Raw genomic sequence first — 26,297 nt, 5'->3', positions numbered from 1 at the left:
ATGCAGCAAGCTTTTAAAAGCCTTTTCTCTCGATAGTGCTTTTGAAACGGCTGTGTTTCACTAGAAAACTTCTTGAATGATAAAAAATGCGAACTGCTAGTAGGCGGTTCCTAAGCCCCCGCTCACCTCTACTTTTGATTCTCATAAAAACTTTTCGAAATCCCAATAGATGGTGTTTGTAAGACACGATATTCGCACAGCAGGTAACTCATCATGGTAAAAAGAAATGCCTTGCTGTTCGTCTTGTTATATGATTTTTAACATTCTTTGAAATAATCAATACAACCATCTTCATGTCGAAATTTTTTCTATTTGTCTAAATCGTGCCTTAATATCCATTAGCATTTAATAGACATAGACCTTATATACCCACTATTCTTATTTTTATTTACATATTTTAAAATTGATAGACCTTTATACACTAAATTCTTCGTTTTTTTGGAATAGAAGTAGGGAATGAAGGTTCTTAAATTCAAGCAGTAGACTCAAAAAAAAGTCAGATAAAGCATATCTTCTGAGCGGAACTTATCAACAAGTGGGTGGTCCGAGTTGGACAAAGGAATTTGACAAGTTAGCGAAGTGCAAGTAAATAATTAAGAAAATTGGCATAAGGATTTTGTCTCTCGTTCTCGGAGAAAAGGAATTGAGAAAAGTATTGTAGGCGACGCAATCGTGCAAAGATAATCCGAATTAGTAGGTGCATCTGTGTAAAAAGATGGAGGTATTATAGATTTGTTCGGATGCAGAGGGTTAGTGGTATATTCAGCATACGACTTTGAAACCGATTGGACTGTATAAAATGAAGCTAGTTATCACCGCAAATTATACAAGGATCATCAGAAAGGATAGACAGTAAATGTTCTTTTTTACTATTTAACATTTTCTGAAAAGCGTATTCTTTTTCATGTATACTCTGGTTAAAGTCCAACGGTATAGGAGATATGGATGTCGGTTGGCGTTTGTCAAAAATGAAATTCGTTTTCCAGATGAACATGAATCGAGAAACAGAAGCTAGTTGAATGGATGTGATCCACAGAGCCTGTAAATTCCGTCTCTATCCTGACCAGGAATTGCAGATGGCCAAAAGATTCGACTGTTTTCGTTGGCTACTAAAAACAACAGTCGAGAAGCCCCCACTTCAAACAACCGGCGATGGCGTTATGTAGCGGGTAGTTTACTACGAACTGGATAAATATCACAGGAGATGTTACGCTTACTTTAGATATTTTGAAAAAACTGAATATAAAACACTGGGGGAGTCTTTTAAGACTGAGACGGAGAAATCCGGACCCTTTGAACCTGATCTAGTTGAAACTAGCGTAGGGAAGTGGTCACTATATGTTGTATCAACACATAAGATATAGTCAAAACCACTCCGTCGCTGGAGTGGTTTTTTATGCTTAAGGATTTAGATTGGAGGAGTAAATATATGGAGAATAATAAGCTGCATATTATTTCAACAGGAAAGCAAAAGCCGGAACTATTAGCAGATATTGTCGGTAGGATTCATCCTTACATCGATTGCATACATCTTCGTGAAAAAACGAAAACAGCAAAAGAAATATATAAAATGGTCGAGCTTTTAATAGATCAACAAGTTCCTCTTTCAAAAATAGTGATTAATGACAGGGCGGATGTTGCCTATGTTTCAAATGCAAAAGGAGTTCAATTAGCCTATCATTCGCTACCTGTCGAAATTGTAAAAAGAAAATTTTCGAATTTAACAGTTGGCTGTTCCGTTCATTCTATTGAAGAAGCTCAAATGGCCGAGCAACAAGGAGCGGATTATCTAATTTTTGGCCATGTGTATTCGACTCAATCAAAACCAGGGCTACGTCCAAAAGGGATAGATCAGTTAAGGTCCGTTTCTGAATCAGTTTCAATCCCAGTCATTGCGATTGGTGGAATAATGCCGGCGAATATTAAAGATGTTATCAAAGCAGGAACACAAGGAGTCGCTATAATGTCAGGGATATTAGAAGCAAAAGACCCCTTTGAGACGGTACAGCAATATCGGTCCTATTTGTCTAGCTAACGTTTTTTACTTAAGCGGTTAAAGGAGGATTTTAATGAATAAAACTTATGATGCCATTGTAGTCGGCGGCGGCGTCAATGGCGGGGCAATAGCATATAATTTGGCGAAAAGAGGGATGGAAGTCTTATTGCTGGAAAAAGACAGGCTTGTAAGTAAAGCATCCGGAGCTGCAGCAGGGATGCTGGGCGCCCAAGCGGAGCTGGATGGAAAGGGTCCACTTTTTCAATTGGCTAGGGCGAGCAGGACGATGTTTAGTAACTTAGCGGATGAACTGAAAATGGCGAGCGGAATTGATATTGAACTTGTGAATAAGGGAATGCTGAGACTCGCCTTAACTGATGATGAGCAACAGGAATACCATCGGATCATTGAGGCCCATAGACAGAACGGCGAGCTAGCAGAATGGCTCACCGGCGAGGAAGTAAGAAAAAGAGAGCCAGCATTGTCTAGTGAGATAATTGGTGCAATGTATCTCGAAAAAGATGGCCAAGTAGCAGCCCATCAGCTGGCTTTGGGGTTTTTAAAATCTGCATCAGCACTCGGATCTGTAATTAAAGAATATGTAGAAGTTCATTCCTTTCATTTTTCAAACGGAAAAATTACTGGGATCGCTACGAATGAAGGCGATTTTTTAAGTGACAGTGTAGTAGTAACGGGCGGAGCTTGGAGCGAAAAGTTGCTGATGGAAACGGGCTTACAGCTTAAAACCTATCCTGTGAAGGGCGAATGTTTTTCTGTACGGACAGAAGCCTCTTTATTGTCCAGCACAATTTTTACAAATGACTGCTATCTTGTTCCAAAAAAAGGAGGAAGGATCATAGTAGGGGCAACCGTCATACCGAATACATTCAATCAACAAGTGACTGTAGAAGGGGTTTCTTTATTGATGGAGAATGCAAAAAAACTGGTACCTTCCATAGCACAAGCTGAGTGGGAAGGAGCTTGGGCTGGAATTCGACCGCAGACTGCTGATGGCCTGCCTTACTTGGGTGAACATCCCGGTTATAGAGGTTTGTTCATAGCAACAGGTCATTTTCGAAACGGAATTTTGCTGGCGCCAATTACCGGAGAGGTGATGGCTGATTTGGTTGAAGGAAAATCTCCTCCAATTGATATATCTTCTTTTCGTGTGGATCGATCAATCAGAAAAACCAATCTAATCATGAGGTGAAGAAAATGAAATTGACGGTTAATGGGGATCAAGTAGAAATACCAAATACAGTGAAAACAGTGACTGGACTGCTGCAGTACTTAGAATTGAACCAGAAAGTAATCATCGTTGAAAAAAATGCTGAAATATTGGGGAAAGCGAAACATACAGAAACTCTGATTTGTCATGGGGATAAAATCGAATTAGTACATTTTGTAGGAGGTGGATGAACATGTTAAGAATAGGTGATTATGAATTTTCATCCAGACTATTGCTGGGCACTGGTAAGTATCCTGATTTTGATATACAAAAAGAAGCAGTAGCTGTTTCGGGTACAGAAATTCTGACATTCTCAGTTCGACGGATGAATATATTTGAAGCCAGCCAGCCTAATTTTCTGGAAAATTTAGATATTGCAAAGTACACATTACTTCCAAATACAGCCGGAGCCAAGACTGCAGAAGAAGCAGTCCGGACTGCCAAATTAGCGAAGGCATCAGGTCTTTGTGACATGATTAAAGTTGAAGTGATCGGTTGCCAAAAAACGTTGCTTCCGGATCCAATTGAAACATTAAAAGCATCAGAAGAGCTACTAAAAGAAGGGTTTACGGTCTTGCCATACACATCAGATGATGTTTTATTGGCAAGACGTCTCGAAGAATTAGGCTGCCACGCCATCATGCCGGGTGCATCTCCTATTGGCTCTGGCCAGGGAATCATCAATCCGTTAAACCTTTCTTTCATCATTGAACAGACAAGTGTTCCTGTTATTATCGATGCCGGAATCGGTACACCTTCTGACGCTGCTATTGCAATGGAAATGGGAGCGTCAGGTGTCTTGCTGAATACAGCTGTGTCCGGGGCAAAAGATCCCGTGAAAATGGCCAAAGCTATGAGGCTTTCAATCGAAGCAGGGAGGCTGGGATTTGAAGCAGGACGAATCCCGAAAAAACGATACGCTACTGCCAGTAGTCCGGTTGAAGGGATGAGCATCAGTTGAATGGACGATACTCACGACAAGAGCTTTTTGAACCAATAGGAAAAGAAGGACAAGCGAAATTGAGAAACAAGCATGTGTTGGTGATCGGTGCTGGCGCATTGGGAACTGGCTGTGCTGAAATGCTTGTGCGGGCAGGTATAGGCAAAATAACCATTGCGGACCGGGATTATGTAGAGTGGAGCAACCTTCAGCGCCAGCAGCTTTACACTGAAGAGGAAGCAAAGCAGCGAACTCCTAAAGCAATAGCAGCTAAAAAACGCTTAACGCTCATCAACTCCAAAGTGGAAGTCCGCTGTCATGTCATGGATGTCTCGGTCGAAGAAATGGAACAGCTCGTGGTGGGCGTTGATCTGATTCTCGATGCTAGCGATAATTTTGATATCCGAATGATTATTAATGATATTTCTCAAAAACATCGGGTTCCTTGGATTTACGGCGCATGTGTTGGAAGTTACGGAATCAGTTATACGATTATTCCAGGTGAAACACCGTGTCTAAACTGCCTACTGGAAAATATACCGATGGGCGGCGTTACATGTGATACGGTGGGGATTATCAGCCCCGCTGTCCAAATGGTCGTGTCTTTTCAAATTTCAGAAGCATTGAAAATTTTGGTCGAAGATACACTTAATTTAAGAAACAAACTGGTATCTTTCGATCTTTGGAAAAACCAACATTCATCTATTAACGTTGATAAGGTTAAAAAAGAAGATTGCCCATCTTGTGGATCGAATCGTTCCTATCCATATCTTGCTTTCTCAAATCAAATAAAAACTGCTGTTTTATGTGGGAGGGATACGGTTCAAATCCGTCCTTCTGAACCGATAGCTAGAGACTTGGAAAGCTTGGATAAAGTTTTATCCAAACAAAAAGGAAAAGTTTCACGCAATCCATATTTGTTATCTTTTTCGATAGAAGAACACCGGCTTGTTATTTTTAAGGATGGCCGAGTGTTAGTTCACGGGACGAAAAGCATTTCTGAAGCCAAAACTTTGTATCGCCGCTACTTTAGTTAATTTGTCCATATCGTGCTGTTAAACTAAATGAGTCTCAAAAGTCGACATAAACTAACCGGAGACTAGTACATTAAACAACCTATGAAAACGAATGTGTCTACTTTCATTGCTCAAGTGAATCAATTTCATAATGTCCATTTTTATAAAATAAGAGAAGGCCGAATGGGCGTAATCATTCGATAAAACTTGTCAGTCTCCTGCTGGGCTTGTTTTTCATCTTGCTGCCAAGCTTCTATCCAATACTAGGAGGGGTCTTCGGTAATTTCTTGAATTTGCAAGCAGTGATCAGTACAAACAAAAACCACCTGCATTCTATCTATAAAGATGAAATACAGGTGGTTTTAATTTGTTAGAAAATCTTGATTTTATCTTTTTTATGGATGTCTTCCGTGCCAGCATCCAAGGCAGTCTTGTAATACATGGCTTTATGTTCGATGACTTCCATAGTTTTCTTTAGTTCTTCCATCTGTGCTTTTACAATCTCTTTTCGTTCCATAAACATGTCAAATCTTTTCTGAAGCGTCGAATCTCCATCAGAACACCAATCAATGAAATGTTTGATTTCTTTAATCGGCATGCCGGTAGCTTTCAGGCACTCGACTATTTTTAAGGCAGCAATATCGGATTCTTTAAACAAGCGGGTGCCGCTGTCAGTCCGTTCTACAAAAGGCATTAGCCCTTCTTTATCATAGTAGCGCAAAGCATATACAGAGAGATTCAATTCTTTTGCAACTTCACTGATGGAATAGGTGGTCATGTTTTTTTTCTCCTTTTTCTTATCTAAACATCGAGCAAACTCTATGCAATGCGGAAATTTTATCATGGCATTTATGGATTGTCAAAGCTGCATCCGGAAGACCTCAAAAGATCTTATCGCTTGCCCTAGAGTTAACTAGAAGGAGTACGATTGGGTTGCAAAGGGAACGGTGCAAATAGAGATAAATGGAGCTTTCGTTTTGCTCTATATAAGCACGTTCTCTTGAAAATGATAAATTCCAGGAGGTTTTTCTATGTTAACTGTTAAAGCACGGGCTATTGATGGTCCGGATCAATCATTTCGAGCGGCGGAAATTGAGCGGCGTGACCTTGATTCCAATGATGTACTGATTGATATCAAATATGCGGGCATTTGCCATTCGGATATCCATACAGCCCACGGAGAATGGGGTCCAGTGGATTATCCCCTCGTACCTGGACATGAGATTGCGGGAATCGTTAAGGAAGTAGGACCAGAGGTTACAAAGTACAAAGTAGGCGACCGAGTAGGGGTCGGATGTATGGTTGGCTCTTGCGGCGAGTGTAAAAATTGCCAGAACGGGGAGGAACAATACTGCCTTAAAGGCATGGTCCCTACCTATGCTGGAGTTGATAAATACGGCGAGCCCACCCAAGGCGGCTACTCAACTCACATTGTAGTGGTCGAGGATTTCGTTGTCCGAATTCCGGATAGCATCGGGCTTGACGCTGCAGCCCCATTGCTTTGTGCGGGGATCACGACATTTTCTCCGTTGAATCATTGGAATGCAGGGCCAGGCAAGAAAGTAGCGGTCGTTGGGATGGGCGGACTTGGCCATATGGCTGTTCAAATTGCCCACGCGATGGGAGCGGAAGTGACTGTCTTGTCTCAGTCTTTGAAGAAAAAAGAAGACGGTCTGGCATTAGGTGCAGATGATTACTATGCCACAAGTGACCCGGAAACATTTGAGAAACTTGCTGGAAATTTTGATTTAATCATCAACACGGTCAGTGCAAAAATCAACTTGGATGCTTATTTGGGGCTGATTGCTCTTGATGGCACTATGGTAAACCTCGGGGCTCCTGCAGAACCGCTGCCAGTAAGTGTGATGAATTTGATCGGCCATCGCCGTTCATTTGCAGGTTCACTAATCGGAGGCATCCGGGAAACTCAGGAAATGCTGGATTTCTGTGCAGAACACAACATTGCGCCTAAGATTGAAGTAGTTTCGGCCGACGGGATTGACGAGGCCTATGACCGCGTTTTGGCTTCAGATGTGAAGTATCGATTCGTGATAGATATCAGCACGTTGTAAAAGGTATGTGTGATAAGTTCGGATGATAAATAGAAGATGCCTTAAAAGCTTAGCTTTTAAGGCATCTTTTTTGCGTATATAAGGTGAAATAAAGAAATCGGCTTTTCTACACCGCTTCACCCAATCTATATAATCTTTAAGTTTACCGGCTGAGCTGAAAAGCATCGGTTTTTTTTCACAAACGCTTGTTTAAGCATACCCAATAAGGAACAGTAAACCACAATATATGAAGGCACCTAAAAAAGAAAACAGTAGGAAGTGTATAATACAAAATAAGATTGAGAAGTGATGAAAAAGAAATGTGATGCGAAAGGAATTGAGAAGGTTGAAAACCGAACCAACATTTCCAAATACCATAAAGACAGTGGAAGAACTTCGGGAAATCACCGGCAATCCGAGTGAACTCGTGAATAATAAAGTCATTTCATACGTGGATGAACATTGCAGAGATTTTATCGAGAAATCACCATTCCTCACCATATCAACAGCGGATGAATTCGGATTGTGCGATGTGTCGCCGCGTGGAGACAGTGCCGGTTTTGTGCATGTGATGAATGACAAGCAGTTGATCATTCCTGAAAGACCGGGTAATAAACGGATGGACTCTATGCGGAATATCTTATCGAATCCAAATGTCGGGTTGTTGTTTCTAATCCCGGGACTGGGTGAGACCTTGCGTATTAATGGAAAAGCTAGCGTCATTCACGATGAAGAACTGCTAGATAAAATGGCGGTTAATGGAAAAAAGCCGCTCCTGGGCATTGGTGTGGAGGTGGAAGAATGCTTTATTCATTGCGCCAAGGCGTTCCGGCGGTCAGAGCTATGGAATCCTGAGGTATGGGCAAATAAAGAGGGACTTCCAAAAGGCGCGAAGATTCTAGCAGCTCATGCGAAAGTGCCGAATGCTGATGAAGAGGCGATTGGCAAACTTCTGGAGAAGAGCTATCGAGAAAATTTGTATTAAAAGTGGTGAGAATAGGAGAACAATGCGAAGAACCTAAATAGCTAATTGCCAAATTTTAGTGACTATATACTTGTTTAACTTCAAAGAAAGAGGGAATCAGGAACTATAAGGGATTAAAATGGGAATTACATACATAAGAGAGAGTTAAATTTGTCCCTTAAATTAACGGAATGGAAGTGTTTACATGTTGAAAAAAGCGATACCTGTCTCCTTGGTTACCATGCTAGCGGTAGCAGGCGCAACCCCGACTTTGGCAGCGGATATGAGCGCGGCCGATGTGCTGCAAAAATCCAATGAGGCAATGTCTTCTCTGGATAGTTACTCCAGCAAGACGATGATGGAGATGACGATGCCCGACATTGCAACTGGAGAATCCATCACAGTCCCAATCCATACGGAGGAAGACGTGACATTCAATCCTTTTGCCATGCACCAGACGGTCACCACTTCTACACCTAACGGGGAAGAAGAAACAGTGGAATCCTATTGGACAGAAGAAGGATTTTACCAGGAAGATCCAATGGAAGGTTGGGTGAAATTGCCGAGTGAACTTTCCGAGGGCTTGGATGAACTTATGGCCATGACGACTGCTGGCGACCAAGTTGCCCAGGCAGAAGCACTTGGAGAAGATATGACGGTAAAAGATACAGGAGATGCGTATCAGTTAAGCTATGAAGGTGATGGAGAAGCTTTGATGGAAGCTGTTCTTGCTTCATTCGAATCCATGATGGGCGAAGAAGATGCATCGATGTCAATGGAAGGAATGATGGAAGAAATTAATTTCAATGACATCAACTATGAAATGACTGTTGAGAAAGAAACTTTTCACCTGACGGAAATGTCCATGTATATCGATATGGATATCTCAGCAGAAGGTGAAAGCTTGAATTTGGTCCAAAGCATGGACATGTCTATCAGTAACTTTAACGGAGTAGAACCCATTACAGTGCCGGAAGACGTTTTAAATGGTGCGGTTCCGCTTGAAGGAATCGGTGAAGAAGGCGGAGAATTGCCGGACACGGCAAGCAATGATCCATTATTTGCTTTTGCAGGTATGGGATTGGCTGCATTAGGTGCTGGGATGCTATTCTTTAGAAGACGCTCGATTACTCAATAGAAAAACAAAAAACCGTATCTCTGAATACGGTTTTTTTCTATGCAACTGTTGGTTCGATTTGAAAGAGAGGTGCAAGTCGGCTCCATGTATAAATTATACTTAACCATTCTTTTTGTGGGTCTGGCGATAATGGGCTTTTATGGTTTCCAATGGTGGCAAAGTTCTCAAGCAACTCAGACGGTTTCATTGGCTGAAATTGAAGGCTGGACCAATGCCGAACGAGAAGAGGTTGCAGAATCTGTCCAGCCGGCCCTGAAAAATTCTGCTGAAACGGTTCAAGAACCGTCAGCCCTCATGAGTGACAAGATGGACCAATATCAACCAGGAGAAGAAATCGGGCGGCTTGTAGTTCCTTCCATTGAAAAAGGATACCCAACTTATTGGGGAGCGGATGAAGCAACACTGGACCAAGGAGTCGGGATGTATGTCAGTGAATGGACGGCTACTCCTGACCAAAAGCGGCATACGGTCTTGAGTGGCCATCGAAACACTGTTTTCACGGGATTGGATAATGTGAAAAAAGGCGCCGAGATATTCCTGGAGTATGCAGGCAAGCGTTATGAATATAAGGTTGAAGAGATGTGGGTGACCGATGCCGACGACCGAACCGTTATTGTCGATAAAAATGAAGCCACACTGACGTTAACAACTTGCTATCCGTTTAATTACATTGGGTATGCACCGGAACGGTATATCATTCAAGGGCAACTTGTTCAGATTCAAGAGATATAAAAAGTTTATTCAATAAGGATGATGGAATATCGCCCCAATGTTGCGGATCCGAAGAAAAAGGTTTGTCGCTTTAATCATGATAGTTAAACAAAAAAAGGATACTGACGTGTTCAATGTCAGTATCCTTTAATGCTAGATGATTTAGTTTTCAGGCCAGCTTGTGTGCGTTACTCTACTACCCGTAAATGTGAATACGGTTTTTACCTTCTCTCTTAGCTGCATATAAAGCTTCATCCGCTGTTCTAATAGTCTCTTCTATATTGATCGAATTGGAAGCTTCCCAAAATGCGGCTCCTATGCTGCAACTGACAGAAGCCGTCTGTCCATCGAGTAGGTAGGGCTTGTTAATGGATGAAATAATTCTTTCTCCAACCACTTTTCCTCTTTTGGCTAGATTTTCTTTCCCCGCCGGTAAGACAACAATAAATTCATCACCGCCCACTCTGGAAATCATTTCTCCTTCTCTGACAATTTTCTTCAGCCGCTGAGCTACTTGAATAAGAAGTTCGTCGCCTGAATTATGGCCCAATGTGTCATTAATCATCTTAAATCCATCTAGGTCTATATATAAGACAATGGCCATTTTATGTTCTTGGACAAATTCGCGCAAGTAAAAATCCAGTGCATATCGATTTGCTAAGCCTGTAAGTTCATCCCGTTTAGCTACTTCCTTCATCTCCACTAAAGCTGATTCTGTATGGGTAAGATCCGAAACCAGCTTTCTTAACGAAAGGGATAAGGTTTCCAATTCCGATGTTCCTCTATAGAGTGGGATCTGAACGAGTTCGCCAACTCTCAGGCGGTCGGCCGCATGTGCGATATTTTTTAATGGAGAAGCCAGCCTTCCTGCAAGAAGCCAGCCGAGAATAGCGAAAAACACAACAAAGATCAATCCAGATACCAAGAAGAACAGTAACAGTTCTTTTGTTGATGCATAAGCAACTTCTACCGGTTGTCTGACTAAAATCGTCCATCCCAAACCCGGATACTCCTTATAGCCATTTTCCATCATGTAGCCAGTTACGTACTCTTTTCCGTTCGGCCATGTTTCGATGATCGATCCATTTTGATTGGTTCGAGCGAGCTCTATGCTCTCCAAGCCTAAAGGTTTTCCCAACAAGTCATCGGGACCTAAAATGACGACATCATCTATTTTACTAACAATCAAAAATTCAATGCTGTCCCGATTTTTCAGCGAATCGAGCATAGAAGCCTCAATTTCTTCTACCCACTCCCAGCTCAAGTGAGTCGCTAAGACACCCATAAAATCGTTGTTGTCGTCGTAAATCGGTGTGCTGATATCGACGAACTTCATTGCTTCCCCGGTCGGGTTGGGCAATAGGTCAGCAAGCAGCACGGCTTCATGGACATCCCCAATGAAAGTTTTTTCCAAGGCTTCTGAATAAACGGGGCGTTCGGAAATATCAACTCCTTTAAGAATTGAGTCTGTAGACGCAATGACTGTGCCATCTTGATCAGTAAGGCCAATCCATGAAAAGGCGGGGAAAGTCGACTGTGTCTGGTTGAGCATAGTTCCAATTTTTTGTTCATCCTCCAGCTGCCTAATGTCTGACAAACTGCTGAGCATAATGGTTTCGCCGTATCTGGACCACATATACTGATCCAAATTATTCTCCATCAAATAGGCAGCTTCACTAAGTGAATTTCCAATTTCAACCTCGACCTGTTTGATCGAGCGCTCTCCATAAACAATACCGAAGATAAAAATCAATAAAATAGTAGTGCCGGCAAAAATAATGGATAGTTGCGTCCGAAGACTTAACGAAAAACGCATGACTCTTCCTCCAAAGTTCTCAAAAATTAACGTTCTGTAATAATGGGCGTTCGAAAAAGCCGTTAGCGTATGTGGAAATTTTGACCACAGAAAACCCAGTTGAAAAGCTGTGGGTACATAGGATAAAGACTTACCGAGTCTTTGAATCTTTATCCCGCATTTGACGAAGCAACTAGCATATAGCGGGTTTTCTATAAAATCGCACTTTACTTCCAGCGCGGAAGTAAACTTAGTCCTGTAAATAAAGTTTCACTCTGTTAACGCGAGAAATCAAAAGTAGAAATAGATGCTTCTTCTCGAATGCGTAGTGAAGTGATCTATATAGACCGTCATCTTACCATAATATAGTATATATTAACTAACATTTATAGGAATACTTCAAATTAGTACATTAATTTGAAGAAGAGAGAGCGTAAAATATCTTGTGTGAATGAATAAATAGAAAAAGGAAGATCTTTTCTTGTGGGATTGAGTCGCCGTAACAAAATTTGGCTTTTTTTGATTTTCCAATTTAAAATCTACAACCTGAAATTTTCCATACGCTTGAAGAGAGAGGCTCTTTTTAGGAAATGTTAAAACTTTTAGTTAGGTACCTAAAAGAAAAAATTAGTGACTCGTTATTAATAAAACTGAAAATGGTAAAAAAAAACAAAAAAATAATTAAGAATGTTTAGATAAATAATAGCGGGGAATGCAACAAAAGTAACCTCATTACTAGTGGATTACATAATTATGAAATTTATTGCAGATCCGTATCACGTTTTAAATAGCCATTTCTAATCGGTTTAAAAGAAATTGATGAAAATGTGATCTGTATTTATCTTTTATGCGTTTAGTAGTAGCAAGGTTATTCACAAAGTCGTCAAAGAAACAAAAAAACAAGGAGGAATTTGAACATGAATTGGAAACAAGCGAAGAAAACCGTAGTAGCCGTACCATTGAGCGCAGTATTATTAGCATCAGCTGGATTAGGAACAGTGAGTGCATCGACAGGAAGCACGCAAATCCCTGAGGTGGCACCGACAGTTGATACACCAGCAGCACAATTACGTTTAGATATCAGTAATTTATTTTCTACGCATTTCATTTATCAAACAGAAGTAGCGCTTCTGTCTTACCATGAAGCAAAAGAAGGCGGGCCGACTGGTGAAGGACTTGAAGCGGCACAAGAGCAACTCGTAGCAAATGGCGGCGATCTGACGGAAGCTATCAAATCCGTGTATGGTCAAGAAGCAGCGGATGCTTTCGATAAAATTTTCGATACGCAATACGATGACAGCGCTGGTTATGGTGCAGCTGTAGCAAGTGGAGATCAAGAACAAATCGATCAAATCAAAAAGGATTTGCTTGAGACATTCCCGACAGACTTAGGAACTCTCTTGAGTGAAGCAACTGGCGGAAATCTTCCAAAAGATACCGCAATTTCAGTTCTTCAAGAACATGAAAAAGACGTGATGCAATTCCTTGATAATTCAGTTGAAGGGGATTTCGAGGAAGCCTATGCGGAATTCAACGAAGGCTATGAGCGGATGTTCACGGTCGGTACAGCATTATCGAGTGCGATTGTGAAACAAATGCCAGAAAAATTCGAAAATACGAAAGCTGTCACACCAGCTGCTGATTTAAGAGCAACGTTCAGCCAGCTACTTGGAGAACACTTCTATTATCAGACAGCTACTTCTATTGAAGCGTATAAAGCTGCTACAGGCGAAGGCGGAGAAGCTTTTGAAGTAGTCGGTGAGATGCAAGAAGCAAATGCGGTCGAAATGGCAGCTGCTGTGGAATCTCTTTACGGTAAAGAATCTGCTGACGCATTTAACGAAATCTTTTCAACACAGTACGAAGACAGTGAAGCACTTGGCAAAGCAGTAGCCGAGGGCAACACGGAAAAAGTAAATGAAATTACGGATGAATTGCTGAACACATTTGCGGTTGATTTAGGAACTGTACTGAGCGATGCAACAGGCGGGAAACTTCCGAAAGAAACAGTAATTAGTGTTCTACAACAGCACGAACAAAGCACAATTGACATTTTGAACAGCTATGCGGAAGGTGATTATCAAGCAGTTTATGAAACCTTTACAGAAGGTCATGCATTGATGTTCACAATCGGTCAAGCTTTGTCAGGTGCAATCGTGCAACAAATGCCTGAAGAATTTGCTGCAGCACCAGGAATGCCGGAAACAGGCATGGGCGGCATGGCTGATTCAGGAACGATGAACTGGATGCTAGTGACGTTCCCATTGTTGGCACTTGCAGGTGCTTTGGTTTTCACAAGAAGAAAAGCATTGAAAGAATAAGTGAATAAGTAGAGAGGGGAATGGTTTCCTCTCTTTATTTTTCTATAAAAGGAGCGACTTTAATGACTTCAATGATCAAAAAAACCTTCCTCATTTATATCCTCTTTCTTTTTACTACCCTCAGTGGCAGTCTAATTCAGGCTACCGAGTCTTCACCTTCAGAAGGCGATCTTGCTTTTCAGCAAATGAAAGAACAAATTATACGAGAAAATAACATTGTTGAAAAAACAGTAGAGCAAAAAGAGCGGCAAAGTAATGCTATTGAAAAAACGGCGGAGCAAAAAATACAACAAAAAACTCAGTCTATCCAGGAAGCTTCTCTTTTAAAAGAACAAAAAGCAACTGAAAAACAATTGGGCATCACTCCTGCATTGATTGAAATCCCGGCAATTGATGCACGGGCGGAAGTCATTGAGGTTGGCCAGACGGCAGCTGGCAACATGGAAGCACCAGCAAATATCCATACAATCGGTTGGTACGAACCCGGAATCAAACCAGGAAGTGACGGAAATGCGGTTCTAGCCGGTCATGTGGATGGTCTTAGTGGACCCGGTACTTTTTTTAATCTGAAAAAACTAGAAATTGGTGATGAAATTCATATTACAGGGACAGGAGGAGAAGAACTCACTTTTGTCGTGAAGGAAAAAGAGGCTTATCCGCCAGTTGATGCTCCTCTTGAGGATATATTCGGCAGCAGTACAGCACCTCAGTTGAATTTAATTACTTGTACGGGTATTTTTGATACGGAAATTGGGCATTATGATGAACGGTTGGTGGTTTATACAGAATTGATGGAGAGTTAAGATAGATTGTGAGAAAGAATGGGGTAAAACAAAATATTACTTTGCAGATAAACTCGGCTATCCCATATACCTTTTCGATTTGAAAACCATCAACAGTATGTTGAACTAATGATTTCTACCTGTCGATATTCCTTAAAACAGCTTTGTTTTCACGCCCACAGGATGTGGGTCATACAACGGGCCCCACTGTTTTGCTCTCTGCCTTTAGTCATACAGCAGCAACACCGAAAAACGTTTAGTATATAACAAGTTTCTTAGCGCGGGTGTCCCGACTTTTTCGGAACGAGCTCGCGCAGGGCAATCGTCTTTGTTCGATCCAAAGTGCTGAGCTTCCTTGTCGCAAGTTTCTGCGGAATCTCATCCTTCGTTTTTGCACCACCTATCGCTCTTTCTCGTCAGCGTCTTTGTCAACTAACCAATGGGTTATGGAATATATATAACAGAATCGTTCCTATTATATATTATTAGTTCAACGAAATTTCGTTAGCCCTACATGGTAGTTATATCGGTTAATGCCTACAGATTTATTCTTGATTATCAATGGAATTTAACATGCTTAAGAGGAATCAGCGTGCTTTCCAGAACTGTATATAGAAAAAAGCAGCACAGGCAAAGTGAAGTTACTTGCCTGTGCTGCTTTTTGGAAATAGAGATCTTTGATGTAGCCACTTTATTTGATAGTAAATTAGAAGCAGCACCATTCATGGCTTCAAGTGAACTTTCTTCTGCCGGTTCTGTAGTCGTTTCTTTTTCAGTAGGGCTTTCTTGTTCTGTGACCTCTGCTTCAGTATTGCCGTGGGCTGTCGACTATTCTTCTTCACAAGCTGCCAGTAACAAAATTCCTGCAGTGAGTAGTAGCCCGAATTTTTTGTTGGTCACTTTTTCTCTTTCTCTTTTTTCTTCTTTATAGAACATGAGATGAAGCGAATTAGATAAGTTGAATTAAAGAAACAGTTTTTTCAACTCAATGAGGTAGGGAAACGAAGAAATCGCTCCAGACGGACGCTTTGGGCTCACAGGATGTGGGTCATGCAACTGGCGCGACAGGACTTCTTGTCAGTTGCCAAGGACGTCGCCCCAGCCTCCTCGTCGCAAGCTTCTACGGGGTCTCCTTGCTCCAGCAGGAAAGTCATTGAACGAAGAGAGTTCGGGCAATGGCTTTGCGACGAAGCTAGCGCAGCGATGCAGGAGCACATCTTCGCCCTTCGCCGTCTTACACTCTTTCTTCTAAGCATCCTTGAGTAACCAATCATCAGGATACGGAGCAAACCAGCGGAGGCTGTTATGAGATGCGTAAGTGACATGGAAAAAATCCACTCAGACAGCCCGATTTCGTTCGGCGCAAGCTCTTAGTAGCTGATTGGCGGAACATTAACAGGCTGGAATCATTCGTTCAACTTATATAGATTACTTTATATAGAAGGAAAGACATCAATCCACTTTCTTTAATAATTGAACAATTCTATTTAATTTTGAACTAAAGTGATCTAAATGACTTAGCTGTGCGTTATGTCTGTATAACTAAAAAAAAGAAAAAGGGAGCGATACACGATGAAATTAAACAAAGTTCTTTTAGCCTTACCACTCAGCCTATCTCTACTCGTACCAACGGCGGCACTGGCAGACAGCCACGGCCACTCAACGCCAACAAGCGAATCTGCTATGGAAGCAAGCACGATGACACCTGCTGCAGAACTGCGCATCGCACTCGATACGACCTTAACCGAACATGCCTTCTTGGCAGTCGAAGCGATGAGAAAAGGCGTCGATGGCGCGGAAGATTTTGACCAAGCGTCGGGTGCATTATTGGCCAACGCCGATGACCTGTCAGCTGCCGTCGGTTCCGTTTACGGCGACGAAGGCGCTGCACAGTTTGACGAAATATGGAAATCACACATTGGGTATTTCGTGGATTATGTCACAGCGACCGCTGAAGACAACCAAGAAGGCAAAGACCAAGCTCTAGCCGAATTGGAAGAATACAAAGTGGAACAGTCGAAGTTCTTTGATACGGCCACGGGCGGACTATTGCCAGCCGCAGCGGTTCAAGAAGGTTTGGACGTGCACGTGGATCAATTAATTATGGCGTTTGATGCCTATGTTGCGGGTGATTTTGAACAAGCGTACTCGCTTGAACGGGAATCGATTCAACACATGAGCATGTTCGCAGAAAGCTTGTCGATTGCCATCACGACACAGTTCCCAGAGAAGTTCGAAAATACCAATCCCGATACACCTGCCATTGATTTGCGTGCGACACTGAACACGACGTTCACGGAGCATGCAGGACTTGCCGCAATGGCGATGCAAGACGGTGCCGATGGCGCTGAAAGTTTTGACCAAGCATCCGCCGCGTTGCTGGCCAATGCCGATGACTTGTCGGCCGCTGTTGGTTCGGTCTACGGCGAAGAAGCCGGTGCCCAATTTGAAGAAACCTGGAAGTCGCACATTGGCTACTTTGTCGATTACGTAGTGGCGACCGGTGAAGAAAATGCAGAAGGGCAAGAACAAGCACGTGCGGAACTGGATCAGTACATCCTAGACCAGGCGGCCTTCTTGGATTCAGCGACAGAAGGACGCGTTCCGGCTGATGCCTTAGAAGAAGGCTTAACGGCACATGTGGAACAGCTACTGACGGCATTTGACTCATATGTTGCAGGCGATTACGAAACCGCGTATAGTTCGATTCGTGAAGCGTATGCCCACATGCAAATGCCGGCAGCGGGCTTATCCGCCGCGATCGTAGACCAATTCCCAGAAGAATTTGGCGCAACGGAAATGCCATCTGAAATGCCGAAAACAGGCATGGGTGGAACAGCAGACACCGGATCATTCCCATTCATGTGGGTATTGGCTGGTTTGATGCTTGCAGCGCTTACGACTGTTGTTGCGGTTCGCACACGTAAACAGTAAGCTTAGTTTTATTGGAAAAAGCTAGCCTACCCGGCTAGCTTTTTGTTTACCACAACAGCTGTGAAGGATGCTAAATCGGTCAGTACGTTGCCCGATTCTCCCTCTAAATTCAGCTTAAGCAGGGCTGCCCCTGAAGTTAATTTATAAGTTCGTCATAAACTGAATACGGAAAGGAGTTTCAATTATGGAGATGGAGTGTGACCTTGTGGTGGACTGCATCAATGGATCTCTGCCATTTGAGAGAAAATGGGAAGAAGTTGAAAAACACTTGGAAGCTTGTTGGGAGTGCCAGGAACTTATGGAGTCGATAAGTGAACTCCCTTATCTTGTGAATGCAAGAGTGTTCTCTTCTGATATGAAAGCAAGAATTCTGGCGATAGTATTCCAAGAAGAACCGGATTCCATTTCAAAGAATAAATTTTTCCATAAAAGAACAGCGAGGTTGTCATGTGTTACTGTGCCATTCTTCACGACATTACTTCGTCATGTTACAAAAGGATCAAAGTTGATCTTTGGAAAAGAAACAATAAAAGGCTGAACCCATCGGAAATTAATTCACGAAAAAGAAGGGGAATGGAGAGATAAGAGATGAAAAAAATAGCTATATTACTCATATTATCCATTTTTTCGATGCCGTTGATTGGTCAAGCACATACTACGCTTTCTTCGTCATCGCCTGCAGAGGGAGATGTCGTGACTGAACAGTTGGAAGAGGTGGTTTTGACTTTTGGAACCGTTATCGAACAGGGAAGTCTAATGGCGCTAGAAAGTGAAGGCACCACTTACGAATTTGACGAGATTGTATTGTCGGACAAAATCATGACCGGGTCCATAGCAGAGGAATTGCCAAATTCCACTTATACCATTAATTGGAAAATAATTGGCGCAGATGGCCATCCAATCGAAGGAGAAATGCCATTTGAATTGAATGTTGAAACTGTTGCAGAGGATTCAGCTACAGAAGAAGCAGCACTTGAAACAGAAGAAGAGGCAGTAGTGGAGGAAGAACCGCCAGCTGTGGATAAAGCGGCTGTCCAAACCTCAGAAGATGAAGGGAATCTGCTGATCACTGTTGTGCTTGTAATGGCAGTACTTGCTACTGGTTTTATTGCTTATCGACTTTTGAAAAAAAAGTAAAGTACGATCGAATATAGGAAGAGGAGCTTTGTATAAAGTCTCCTTTTTTTTGCGCCATTTCTCGCTTATGCAAAGATAATTGGTGTCTTGATGCACTGAAATATGGAATAATAGAAAGGATGGAAGAGTAAAATAATTTTATGCGATTTAGCGAATAGGCTGGAGGTGGTTGGGTGGAGTGGTTGAATTATGTTATCCCGATACTCTTTATTTGTTTGTTTATTTACGGATTAGTCAAACAGGTCCAACAATCTGTGTTATTACGCAAAGCGGTTCTACCTGATCGGTCTTTCAATAAAAGGGTACTCGTTGGCAACCATCTCTACAGTTTTTCATTTGGTGGATTTGTTTTTCTTCTTATACTAAATGCGTTTGTTTATGTCGGAGTCTTTCCTCAGACTCAACAAGTTGGCAACACGGTCAGCCTACTTTCTTTTCTGTTTTTACTGTTCATGTTCGTTTCGAAGTTTGTAATTATACCAAAAGATCGGGTTCGTTTTCTTCGACCAATTTCGAAAAGAATGGAATAAGGCTAGATATTGCCAAGTCCAAAAAACCCTTCATCTAATGAATGAACTGAACCCCAAATGGTAGCCACTTTAAAAAAGTGTCCCATTTGGGGTTCAGTTCATTTACTGCAATCCGTTTTGTTCCTTTAACAGTCTTTAGTTGCTTTCTATCTTCGTATCCAGCAAGTTATGCTCCATATAATCTTTGCCCCATTCATACATCGAGTCAAGGATAGGGATAAGGCTGTGTCCCTGATCGGTAAGGGAGTACTCTACTTTTGGAGGAACAACCGGATATATCTCGCGGTGTACAATCAAATGTTCTTCGAGTTCACGCAGTTGAGTCACGAGCATGCGTTGGGTGATGCCCGGCATCAGATTTTTCAACTCGCCGAAACGTTTTGTGCCTTCTTTGCCTAAATGCCATAAGATCAACATCTTCCACTTTCCGCCGATGATCGAAAGGGTCAGTTCTTTTTCGCAATTAAAACTTTTTTCTCCTAGGTTGGGCATTTTCTTCTCTTCCTTTCTTGGTTGCGACCGCATTCTCCGGTTCCAGAATAAACTTATCTATTGCATGAATTACGCCTTCATCGTTGTTCGTAAAAGTGATGTAATCAGCAATATCTTTCACTTCCTGTACTGCATTTCCCATCGCGATGCTGAAACCTGCCGATTTGAGAAGTTCGAAATCGTTGTGATTATCACCAATTCCGATGATTTCTGAACGATCGATGCCAAGCTTGTTCGCTAAGAATAAAAGTGCATTCCCTTTGTTTGCTTCGGGATGGGTCACTTCAAGGTAGTTCTTTTTCGATTTCTCAATATAGGCGGAGTCACCGAATATAGCCTGCAATTCTTTTTGAAGAAGAGCCAGAACATCGGGTTCGTCGATAAAGAGCAGTTTCGTGAATCCTTTTTGCGCAAGTTTGATCAAGTCGGGTTCTATGGCGTATGGCACTTGGACAGCTTCGGCATAAGCAACGAGCTTGTCGGTTTCCACAGCACCGTAAAGAATGTCGTCTTGATAGACTTGCAGGTGTATGTTTTTCTCGCGGGCAATGTTGAGTAACTTTTGTGAGATGTCAGGGGAGACCGAGCGCTCATACAATACGTCATCTCCATCTGCAGCCTTGATCATTGCCCCTTGATAGGTGATCAAGGGTGCATTGATTCCCAACTGTTGTGCAATGAGTTTTGCGGAAGAAAACATTCTTCCGGTAGCAATCGTGACAATTGTTCCTGTTTTCATTGCTTTTTGGATAGTTGCCACGGTTTCTGGCGAAATTGTTAACTCATCTGTGAGCAGCGTGCCATCAAGATCGATTGCAATCATTTTATACATAGGCTCTCTCCTTGGAATTCTTTTTATGATGTGAAGGGTTTAACAACTTAGGCCTTCAAATAGCAGGACTCTGACAGGTGAAGCGTCCATACCTATTAATTTTCACGGTGCCCTCATGAAGTATCCTCCTGTTGTCTGTTCACCTTGGCACGTTAGTTATCCAGCTGTCCAGTGAAAATGCTTGAGTTAAGAGGCTGTTAGAAACAACGCACAATTCCTTTCTGTTCGGTGAATAAACAAATAAGCTTGAGCCTCATCAATTCAGGCTCAAGCTTATTTGTTTTATTCTAAATTTGCGTGCCTGCCGTACATTGCGTCAGACTTTATCCCTTTTTTGTCCATGAACTTCAGAATGACGGCATCATAGAAAAGCAGAAGTGATTGCTCAAACAACGAGCCCATCGGTTGAATTGACTTATTGCTGGAATCGTCTGATTTTGATCGGGCAGGAATTTCAATTTGAATGTCTCCAAGATTGCCTATTGTAGATTCCGGATCAATGGTAATGGCCACTACCGTTGCGCCGATTGCTTTGGCTTTTTTCGTCATTGCTACAAGACTTTGAGTTTCACCAGAACCGGAACCGACAATGAAAATATCATCTGATTCTAAATTCGGGGTGATTGTTTCTCCTACCACATATGCATCCAGGCCAACATGCATCATCCGCATGACAAACGCTTTTGCCATAAAGCCAGAGCGGCCTCCGCCTGCTACGAATATTTTTTTTGCTTGCAGGATACCAGTTGCCAGCTTTTCAGCTTCTTTGTCATCGATGAGCGTGAGTGTCTGTTTTAGTTCGGCCAAGATTGTATTTGTGAAGCCTGTGATGTGCATATTATGCTGTCACGCTTTCTTTGATCAGCTTTTGGATTTTCGCCGCTTCTGCGTTCTTGTCTTCCTTGCTTGTGATGCCTCCGCCGACGATGATCAGGTCGGGTCGTGCTTTGATCACTTCTGGCAATGTCTCCAGTTTGATCCCGCCTGCAATGGCTGTGCGGGCATTTTTCACGACGCTTTTTATGGTGCGTAAGTCTTCGAAAGAATCTTTGCCTTCTGCCTGCAAATCGTATCCGGTGTGAACACAAATATAATCAGCTCCAAGCAGGTCAAGCTCTGCAGCGCGTGTTTTAATATCTTTTACGGCAATCATGTCTACTAAAATTTTCTTTCCTTGTTTTTTCGCTTCTTCGACTGCGCCTTTAATGGACGAGTCTTCTGCTTGTGCCAGGATTGTGATGATGTCTGCGCCTGCAGCAGAAGCATTCGACACCTCATAAGCCGCTGCATCCATGATTTTCATATCAGCAAGAACTTCCAGGTTAGGAAATGCAGCTTTTATTTCTGAAACAGCCTTTAGTCCTTCTTTATTGATCACGGGCGTTCCAAGTTCAATGATATCGATATATTCCTCTACTTCTTTAATGATTTCAATGGCTTGTGGAATGTCTACCAAATCTAAGGCTAGCTGTAATTTCATATATGTGAATCTCCTCGTTTTCTTATTTTGGGTCACGCTCAGTTTAGGGGCTACTGTCAATCTTGTGAAGTACGCACTTTAAAATCACATACTGACAAAAAGTATACTGTCAGTATCCAAACAGACGAAATACAAGTAAAATCGAACATTGCCGTCTTTCTAAAAGAATATTCGAACATTTCATTTGAAGCTGAGAGATATTTGCCTTATGATGAAAAGACACCAAGGAGTGAATTTTCAGAGACCAATGGTATGAACACAAACTGAGGAGGAAGTTATTCATGACGAAGATTGGGATTGTCACAGGAAGCACACGCCCTGGGCGCAACAGCCTGCAAGTTGCACAATGGGTCAAAGACATTGCAGACAAGCGTGGAGACGCTGAATACGAAATCGTGGATCTGAAGGATTACAACTTGCCGATGTATGCAGAGCCGATTTCGGCAGCCTTCAGCCAGGATTACAAGACCCCTGAAGCGATTCCCTGGTCCAAAAAAGTTGCGGAATTGGATGGCTATGTCTTTATTTGTCCGGAATACAATCATGGTGTGACGTCCGCATTGAAAAATGCCATCGATTATTTGTATCCGGAATGGAACAATAAAGCGGCAGGCATTGTCAGCTATGGCTCTGCAGGCGGTGTCCGTGCAGCTGAATCATTGCGCATCATTTTAGCGGAGCTACAGGTAGCTTCTGTCAGAAGCCATCCCGCAATGTCACTGTTCACTGATTTCGTTAAGATGAGTGAATTCAAGCCGGCAGATGTTCACGAAGGTGCCGTGACCACATTGCTCGATCAAGTTAACGCGTGGACCAATGCGTTTGAGCCTCTTCGGAATAAATAGAGAACGAATATTGACTATAAAGAGCAATCCGAATTTCTGGATTGCTCTTTTTTTATTGCTGAACGAAAGCTTGCTCAGCTTTCTGCAAGCACCGTCTCAGCCATTTTTTTCGCTACGCTCAGTCCAGTCATCGTTGCTTACGCAAGAGCCGAGTGCCTAAACACTAAAACAACAAGCGGATGGGAGATAAGGTGATCACGGACACAGCAAATAAACCTAACAGAGTGTCCGGCGAAAACAGGCTTACAAAATAGCCATACTAGAGCTGTTGGTGTTAGTAGTTACTGGTTCAATATTGTTATAGAAAGTTGACAATTATTTTTACGGGGTATATATTTGAATTATATAATATTCAAATAATCAGATATACTATAAAATAAAAAGAAGGTCCTCGTATGGAGAAGAAGTCGATTTTCACTGGAAGATATGCAGGCTACTCATTCCAAAGCTTTAAAAAAGATTTGTTATCAGGCATCGTTGTAGGCGTAATCGCCATTCCCTTGGGCATGGCTTTTGCCATCGCTTCGGGAGTGAATCCGGAATACGGAATTTACACGACCATCATTGCAGGTATTCTGATTTCGATATTTGGTGGGTCTAAATTTCAAATTGGCGGTCCGACGGGAGCATTTATTCCAGTTTTGTTCGCCATCGTCATCGCTTATGGCTATGAAAGTTTGCTGTTGGCAGGGTTTATGGCTGGGATCATCTTGCTTCTTATGGGTATTTTTAAGCTGGGTTCGTTGATAAAATACATACCACGCCCAGTGACAATCGGCTTTACATCTGGAATTGCCGTTATTATCTTTGTTGGACAGGTTTCCAACTTTTTGGGATTGACCGGTGTAGAAAAGCATGAATCTTTTTTACCGAACGTAAAAGAAATTATCTTGCACATTCAGACAGTCAATTTGTACAGCGTCTTAACCGCTGTGATCTGTCTTGCCACAGTAATACTGACCCCTAAAATTATTCCAAAAGTTCCTGGACCTTTGATTGGTTTATTGGTTTCCACAGTCGTTGCAAGTGTTTTTTTTCCAAGTGAAGTTGCGACAATTGGTTCAACTTTTGGTAAAATTTCAAACAAGCTTCCAGAATTTCATTTTCCTGAAATCACTTTTGAGCGCCTCCAGCTGCTAATTGGTCCAGCTTTTGTCATTGCCATGCTTGGCGGGATTGAATCTTTACTATCGGCTGTTGTTGCGGATGGCATGACCGGCAGTAAGCATAACAGCAACCGGGAATTGATTGGACAAGGGATTGCGAACATGGTGACACCGCTTTTCGGCGGGATTCCTGCTACTGGTGCCATTGCGAGAACAGCGACCAATATAAAAAATGGAGCCGTTTCTCCTTTTTCAGGAATCATCCACGGTGTGGTTGTTTTATTGGTCCTGATTCTTTTCGCTCCTTATGCCTCGACGATTCCACTGGCTAGTATGGCGCCTGTGTTAATGATTGTTGCTTGGAACATGAGTGAGCGGCATGTATTTGTCTCGCTGTTAAAAACTAAAACAGCAGATTCTCTAGTGCTGCTTGCCACTTTTTTATTGACCGTTTTTGTCAGTCTGACGGTAGCTGTAGAAGTCGGGTTACTGTTTGCCGTCGTTTTGTTCACCAAACAAATGAGTGAATTGCTGATTACAGCCAAAGTGCTGCCGGATCCAGATCATAAAGATGAAAAAGTGGGGACTCACATGGTGACAGATATTCACGATTGCCCGCAAATCAGCATCTACAATGTGGAAGGACCTTTGTTTTTTGGTTCAGCTCAGGCCTTTGAGCAATCCATTATGAATACGATCCATTACAAACCGAATGTATTGATGCTCAGAATGGGGAAAGTTCCATTTATGGATACAACGGGTGAATCGTATTTGTCCAGCATTATCAAAGATTTTTCAAAACAGGGTACTGTCCTGATCTCCGGCATGAAACCACATCCCATCAGTGTCATGAAAAAAACCGGATTGTATGACTATACTGGAGAAGAGCATTTCTTTGAGCATACCGGTGAAGCCATCGATTTTTCTTTAGAAAAGCTCGACAAAAATAAATGCTTGGGCTGCCAGCATTTTGCCTTCAAGGAATGTACGGCTCTTTCGGCTGGAATTGAATTCCATAAAGCGAAAATAGATAAGCATGAAGAAGTCCTAAAACAGCTATAGAGAGGAAGGGGAACATTTTGGATATGGAAATGCAGCAGTTCAAATCTGACTTTTTCAAAGCACTAGCACATCCGCTTCGGATTCGAATTCTGGAAATTTTGGCTGAAGGGGACAAGAGTGTCAATGAAATCCAGCAGCTAGCTGAAAGCGAAGGTTCGTCCGTTTCGCAGCAGCTGACCGTCTTAAGGTCGAAAAATATTGTTACAGGCAGCAAAGAAGGGAATCGCGTTATTTATTCGTTACGAGATCCTATGATCATCGAGTTATTGGATGTGGCCAGGAAAATTTTCAATAACCAGCTATCGGAAACGATCACGATATTGGACCGGCTGAGTGAGGGTGAAAAAGTAGAGTAGTATTGGAGGTTTTTTTGAATGGAAGACAAGGTAACAGAGAACAGGGAAATTTCCTGTGCTCTGTTATCTATCTCTTTTTAGACTAATCGTCAACAACGTCAATTAAGTCCGTATGAATCTTTATGAAGTATGCTTCTACTAACTGCTCTAGTTTCCCGTCAAGCTGATAGTATTCACCGTCAGCCTTTTCAATGACTTTATAAAACTCCTCTTCTTGACTGGCATCATTTTCTAAAGCAATATACACGTTCCACATTTCATGACCATACTTTCTCTCAATCATTGCGTAATCATGAGCACCGATTTTCTCAAGGGCAGTGATTAATTCATTTAAATACCGTTCGATGCCATGCTCTTTACTATACGACTCAGTCCAGCTGAGTAGAGTTTCATGTCCGCCACTTTCAAGCTCTGAATAGTAGTGAAACGCAATGAATGCTTCTCCTAAAATGCTATCTGTAGTTGGCAAATCGCAAGCGCATACAACTGATATAACGGCGTTCCATATATCGTCCTTGGTTAATAAATCTTTTCGGTTCATTGTTGGTTTCATCGTATTCCCCCTGATTATTTTTTCCTTT

General features: G+C 42.2%; 26 protein-coding genes and 1 riboswitch. Of the genes, 19 read left to right on the top strand and 7 right to left on the bottom strand.

The features are described 5' to 3' along the window. Window positions 1-1,019: 1,019 nt before the first annotated feature. The 6 genes from BBH88_RS20055 (at window position 1,020) to BBH88_RS16745 (ending at window position 5,201) form a co-directional block, all read left to right on the top strand. Window positions 1,020-1,166, top strand: a complete 147-nt coding sequence (locus BBH88_RS20055) for a helix-turn-helix domain-containing protein (RefSeq protein ID WP_154669177.1) — start codon at window positions 1,020-1,022, stop codon at window positions 1,164-1,166. 76 nt (window positions 1,167-1,242) lie between these two features. Continuing rightward, a riboswitch (TPP riboswitch) is annotated at window positions 1,243-1,343 on the top strand. An 86-nt stretch (window positions 1,344-1,429) separates the two neighbouring features. After that, a complete protein-coding gene (gene tenI / locus BBH88_RS16765) occupies window positions 1,430-2,035 on the top strand; it encodes a thiazole tautomerase TenI (protein ID WP_065536442.1) in 606 nt (201 codons plus the stop codon). Window positions 2,036-2,069: 34 nt separating this feature from the next. Further along, a complete protein-coding gene (thiO, locus tag BBH88_RS16760) occupies window positions 2,070-3,206 on the top strand; it encodes a glycine oxidase ThiO (RefSeq protein ID WP_065536443.1) in 1,137 nt (378 codons plus the stop codon). A 5-nt stretch (window positions 3,207-3,211) separates the two neighbouring features. Then, complete coding sequence (thiS, locus tag BBH88_RS16755; protein WP_006830901.1) at window positions 3,212-3,415, top strand: sulfur carrier protein ThiS; 204 nt, start codon at window positions 3,212-3,214, stop codon at window positions 3,413-3,415. Between the two features lie 2 nt (window positions 3,416-3,417). Next, window positions 3,418-4,185, top strand: a complete 768-nt coding sequence (locus tag BBH88_RS16750; RefSeq protein ID WP_065536444.1) for a thiazole synthase — start codon at window positions 3,418-3,420, stop codon at window positions 4,183-4,185. Beyond that, window positions 4,182-5,201, top strand: coding sequence for a thiazole biosynthesis adenylyltransferase ThiF (locus BBH88_RS16745; protein ID WP_065536445.1), 1,020 nt, complete (start codon window positions 4,182-4,184; stop codon window positions 5,199-5,201). The genes BBH88_RS16750 and BBH88_RS16745 overlap by 4 nt, the downstream gene beginning before the upstream one ends. Window positions 5,202-5,550: 349 nt before the next feature. On the opposite strand, the gene BBH88_RS16740 is transcribed toward BBH88_RS16745, so the two are convergent. Further along, window positions 5,551-5,958: a MerR family transcriptional regulator gene (locus BBH88_RS16740; RefSeq protein WP_006830940.1), complete on the bottom strand. Its 408-nt coding sequence runs from the start codon at window positions 5,956-5,958 to the stop codon at window positions 5,551-5,553. Window positions 5,959-6,211: 253 nt separating this feature from the next. On the opposite strand from BBH88_RS16740, the gene BBH88_RS16735 reads away from it, so the two are divergent. From BBH88_RS16735 to BBH88_RS16720, 4 genes are all read left to right on the top strand, one after another. Continuing rightward, window positions 6,212-7,252 (top strand): NAD(P)-dependent alcohol dehydrogenase, encoded by a 1,041-nt coding sequence (locus BBH88_RS16735; protein WP_006830941.1) that lies wholly within the window; start codon window positions 6,212-6,214, stop codon window positions 7,250-7,252. Between the two features lie 325 nt (window positions 7,253-7,577). Continuing rightward, window positions 7,578-8,216 carry a pyridoxamine 5'-phosphate oxidase family protein gene (locus tag BBH88_RS16730; protein ID WP_006830942.1) on the top strand — a complete coding sequence of 213 codons (639 nt, stop codon included), beginning with the start codon at window positions 7,578-7,580 and terminating at the stop codon, window positions 8,214-8,216. Between the two features lie 184 nt (window positions 8,217-8,400). Further along, entirely contained in the window at window positions 8,401-9,333 is a 933-nt protein-coding gene (locus BBH88_RS16725) for an LPXTG cell wall anchor domain-containing protein (RefSeq protein WP_006830943.1), read from the top strand. Window positions 9,334-9,417: 84 nt separating this feature from the next. Beyond that, window positions 9,418-10,065 (top strand): class D sortase, encoded by a 648-nt coding sequence (locus BBH88_RS16720; protein WP_065536446.1) that lies wholly within the window; start codon window positions 9,418-9,420, stop codon window positions 10,063-10,065. Window positions 10,066-10,240: 175 nt separating this feature from the next. Here BBH88_RS16720 and BBH88_RS16715 read toward each other — a convergent pair whose 3' ends face one another. Continuing rightward, on the bottom strand, window positions 10,241-11,860 hold the full coding sequence (locus BBH88_RS16715; protein ID WP_065536447.1) for a sensor domain-containing diguanylate cyclase: 1,620 nt from the start codon (window positions 11,858-11,860) through the stop codon (window positions 10,241-10,243). An 896-nt stretch (window positions 11,861-12,756) separates the two neighbouring features. On the opposite strand from BBH88_RS16715, the gene BBH88_RS16710 reads away from it, so the two are divergent. The 6 genes from BBH88_RS16710 to BBH88_RS16680 all read left to right on the top strand — a co-directional run bounded on the left by BBH88_RS16710 (window position 12,757) and on the right by BBH88_RS16680 (window position 19,013). Then, on the top strand, window positions 12,757-14,160 hold the full coding sequence (locus BBH88_RS16710; protein WP_065536448.1) for a hypothetical protein: 1,404 nt from the start codon (window positions 12,757-12,759) through the stop codon (window positions 14,158-14,160). A 62-nt stretch (window positions 14,161-14,222) separates the two neighbouring features. Continuing rightward, window positions 14,223-14,963 carry a class F sortase gene (locus tag BBH88_RS16705; RefSeq protein ID WP_006831661.1) on the top strand — a complete coding sequence of 247 codons (741 nt, stop codon included), beginning with the start codon at window positions 14,223-14,225 and terminating at the stop codon, window positions 14,961-14,963. A gap of 571 nt (window positions 14,964-15,534) precedes the next feature. Then, window positions 15,535-15,873, top strand: coding sequence for a hypothetical protein (locus BBH88_RS16700; RefSeq protein ID WP_065536449.1), 339 nt, complete (start codon window positions 15,535-15,537; stop codon window positions 15,871-15,873). Window positions 15,874-16,514: 641 nt separating this feature from the next. After that, complete coding sequence (locus BBH88_RS16690; protein ID WP_065536451.1) at window positions 16,515-17,876, top strand: copper amine oxidase; 1,362 nt, start codon at window positions 16,515-16,517, stop codon at window positions 17,874-17,876. A gap of 184 nt (window positions 17,877-18,060) precedes the next feature. Beyond that, entirely contained in the window at window positions 18,061-18,414 is a 354-nt protein-coding gene (locus BBH88_RS16685; RefSeq protein ID WP_006831064.1) for an anti-sigma factor, read from the top strand. Window positions 18,415-18,464: 50 nt separating this feature from the next. Beyond that, complete coding sequence (locus tag BBH88_RS16680) at window positions 18,465-19,013, top strand: copper resistance CopC family protein (RefSeq protein WP_065536452.1); 549 nt, start codon at window positions 18,465-18,467, stop codon at window positions 19,011-19,013. 665 nt (window positions 19,014-19,678) lie between these two features. On the opposite strand, the gene BBH88_RS16670 is transcribed toward BBH88_RS16680, so the two are convergent. The 4 genes from BBH88_RS16670 to hxlA form a co-directional block, all read right to left on the bottom strand. Further along, window positions 19,679-20,035, bottom strand: coding sequence for a winged helix-turn-helix transcriptional regulator (locus tag BBH88_RS16670; protein ID WP_006831067.1), 357 nt, complete (start codon window positions 20,033-20,035; stop codon window positions 19,679-19,681). Further along, window positions 20,007-20,867, bottom strand: a complete 861-nt coding sequence (locus BBH88_RS16665) for a Cof-type HAD-IIB family hydrolase (protein ID WP_065536453.1) — start codon at window positions 20,865-20,867, stop codon at window positions 20,007-20,009. Before BBH88_RS16665 ends, BBH88_RS16670 begins: the two co-directional genes overlap by 29 nt. Window positions 20,868-21,149: 282 nt before the next feature. Continuing rightward, window positions 21,150-21,704, bottom strand: a complete 555-nt coding sequence (hxlB, locus tag BBH88_RS16660) for a 6-phospho-3-hexuloisomerase (protein ID WP_065536454.1) — start codon at window positions 21,702-21,704, stop codon at window positions 21,150-21,152. A gap of 1 nt (window position 21,705) precedes the next feature. Then, entirely contained in the window at window positions 21,706-22,347 is a 642-nt protein-coding gene (gene hxlA / locus BBH88_RS16655; protein WP_006831070.1) for a 3-hexulose-6-phosphate synthase, read from the bottom strand. 281 nt (window positions 22,348-22,628) lie between these two features. Here hxlA and BBH88_RS16650 point away from each other — a divergent pair, with 281 nt between their 5' ends. From BBH88_RS16650 to BBH88_RS16640, 3 genes are all read left to right on the top strand, one after another. After that, on the top strand, window positions 22,629-23,192 hold the full coding sequence (locus BBH88_RS16650) for an NADPH-dependent FMN reductase (RefSeq protein WP_006831071.1): 564 nt from the start codon (window positions 22,629-22,631) through the stop codon (window positions 23,190-23,192). Window positions 23,193-23,587: 395 nt separating this feature from the next. Then, the gene (locus tag BBH88_RS16645) at window positions 23,588-25,360 is read left to right on the top strand and encodes a SulP family inorganic anion transporter (protein WP_006831072.1); all 1,773 of its coding nucleotides are present in this window, start codon (window positions 23,588-23,590) and stop codon (window positions 25,358-25,360) included. A 17-nt stretch (window positions 25,361-25,377) separates the two neighbouring features. Further along, the gene (locus BBH88_RS16640; protein WP_040852833.1) at window positions 25,378-25,716 is read left to right on the top strand and encodes an ArsR/SmtB family transcription factor; all 339 of its coding nucleotides are present in this window, start codon (window positions 25,378-25,380) and stop codon (window positions 25,714-25,716) included. A gap of 82 nt (window positions 25,717-25,798) precedes the next feature. Here the strand turns inward: BBH88_RS16640 and BBH88_RS16635 are convergent, their stop codons facing one another. After that, window positions 25,799-26,269, bottom strand: a complete 471-nt coding sequence (locus BBH88_RS16635; RefSeq protein WP_006831074.1) for a DMP19 family protein — start codon at window positions 26,267-26,269, stop codon at window positions 25,799-25,801. Window positions 26,270-26,297: the final 28 nt, after the last annotated feature.

It is taken from the genome of Planococcus antarcticus DSM 14505 (assembly GCF_001687565.2).
Taxonomy (GTDB): domain Bacteria; phylum Bacillota; class Bacilli; order Bacillales_A; family Planococcaceae; genus Planococcus; species Planococcus antarcticus.
The sequence above is the reverse complement of the archived record's forward strand: the minus strand, read 5'-3'. Positions and strand labels throughout refer to the sequence as shown.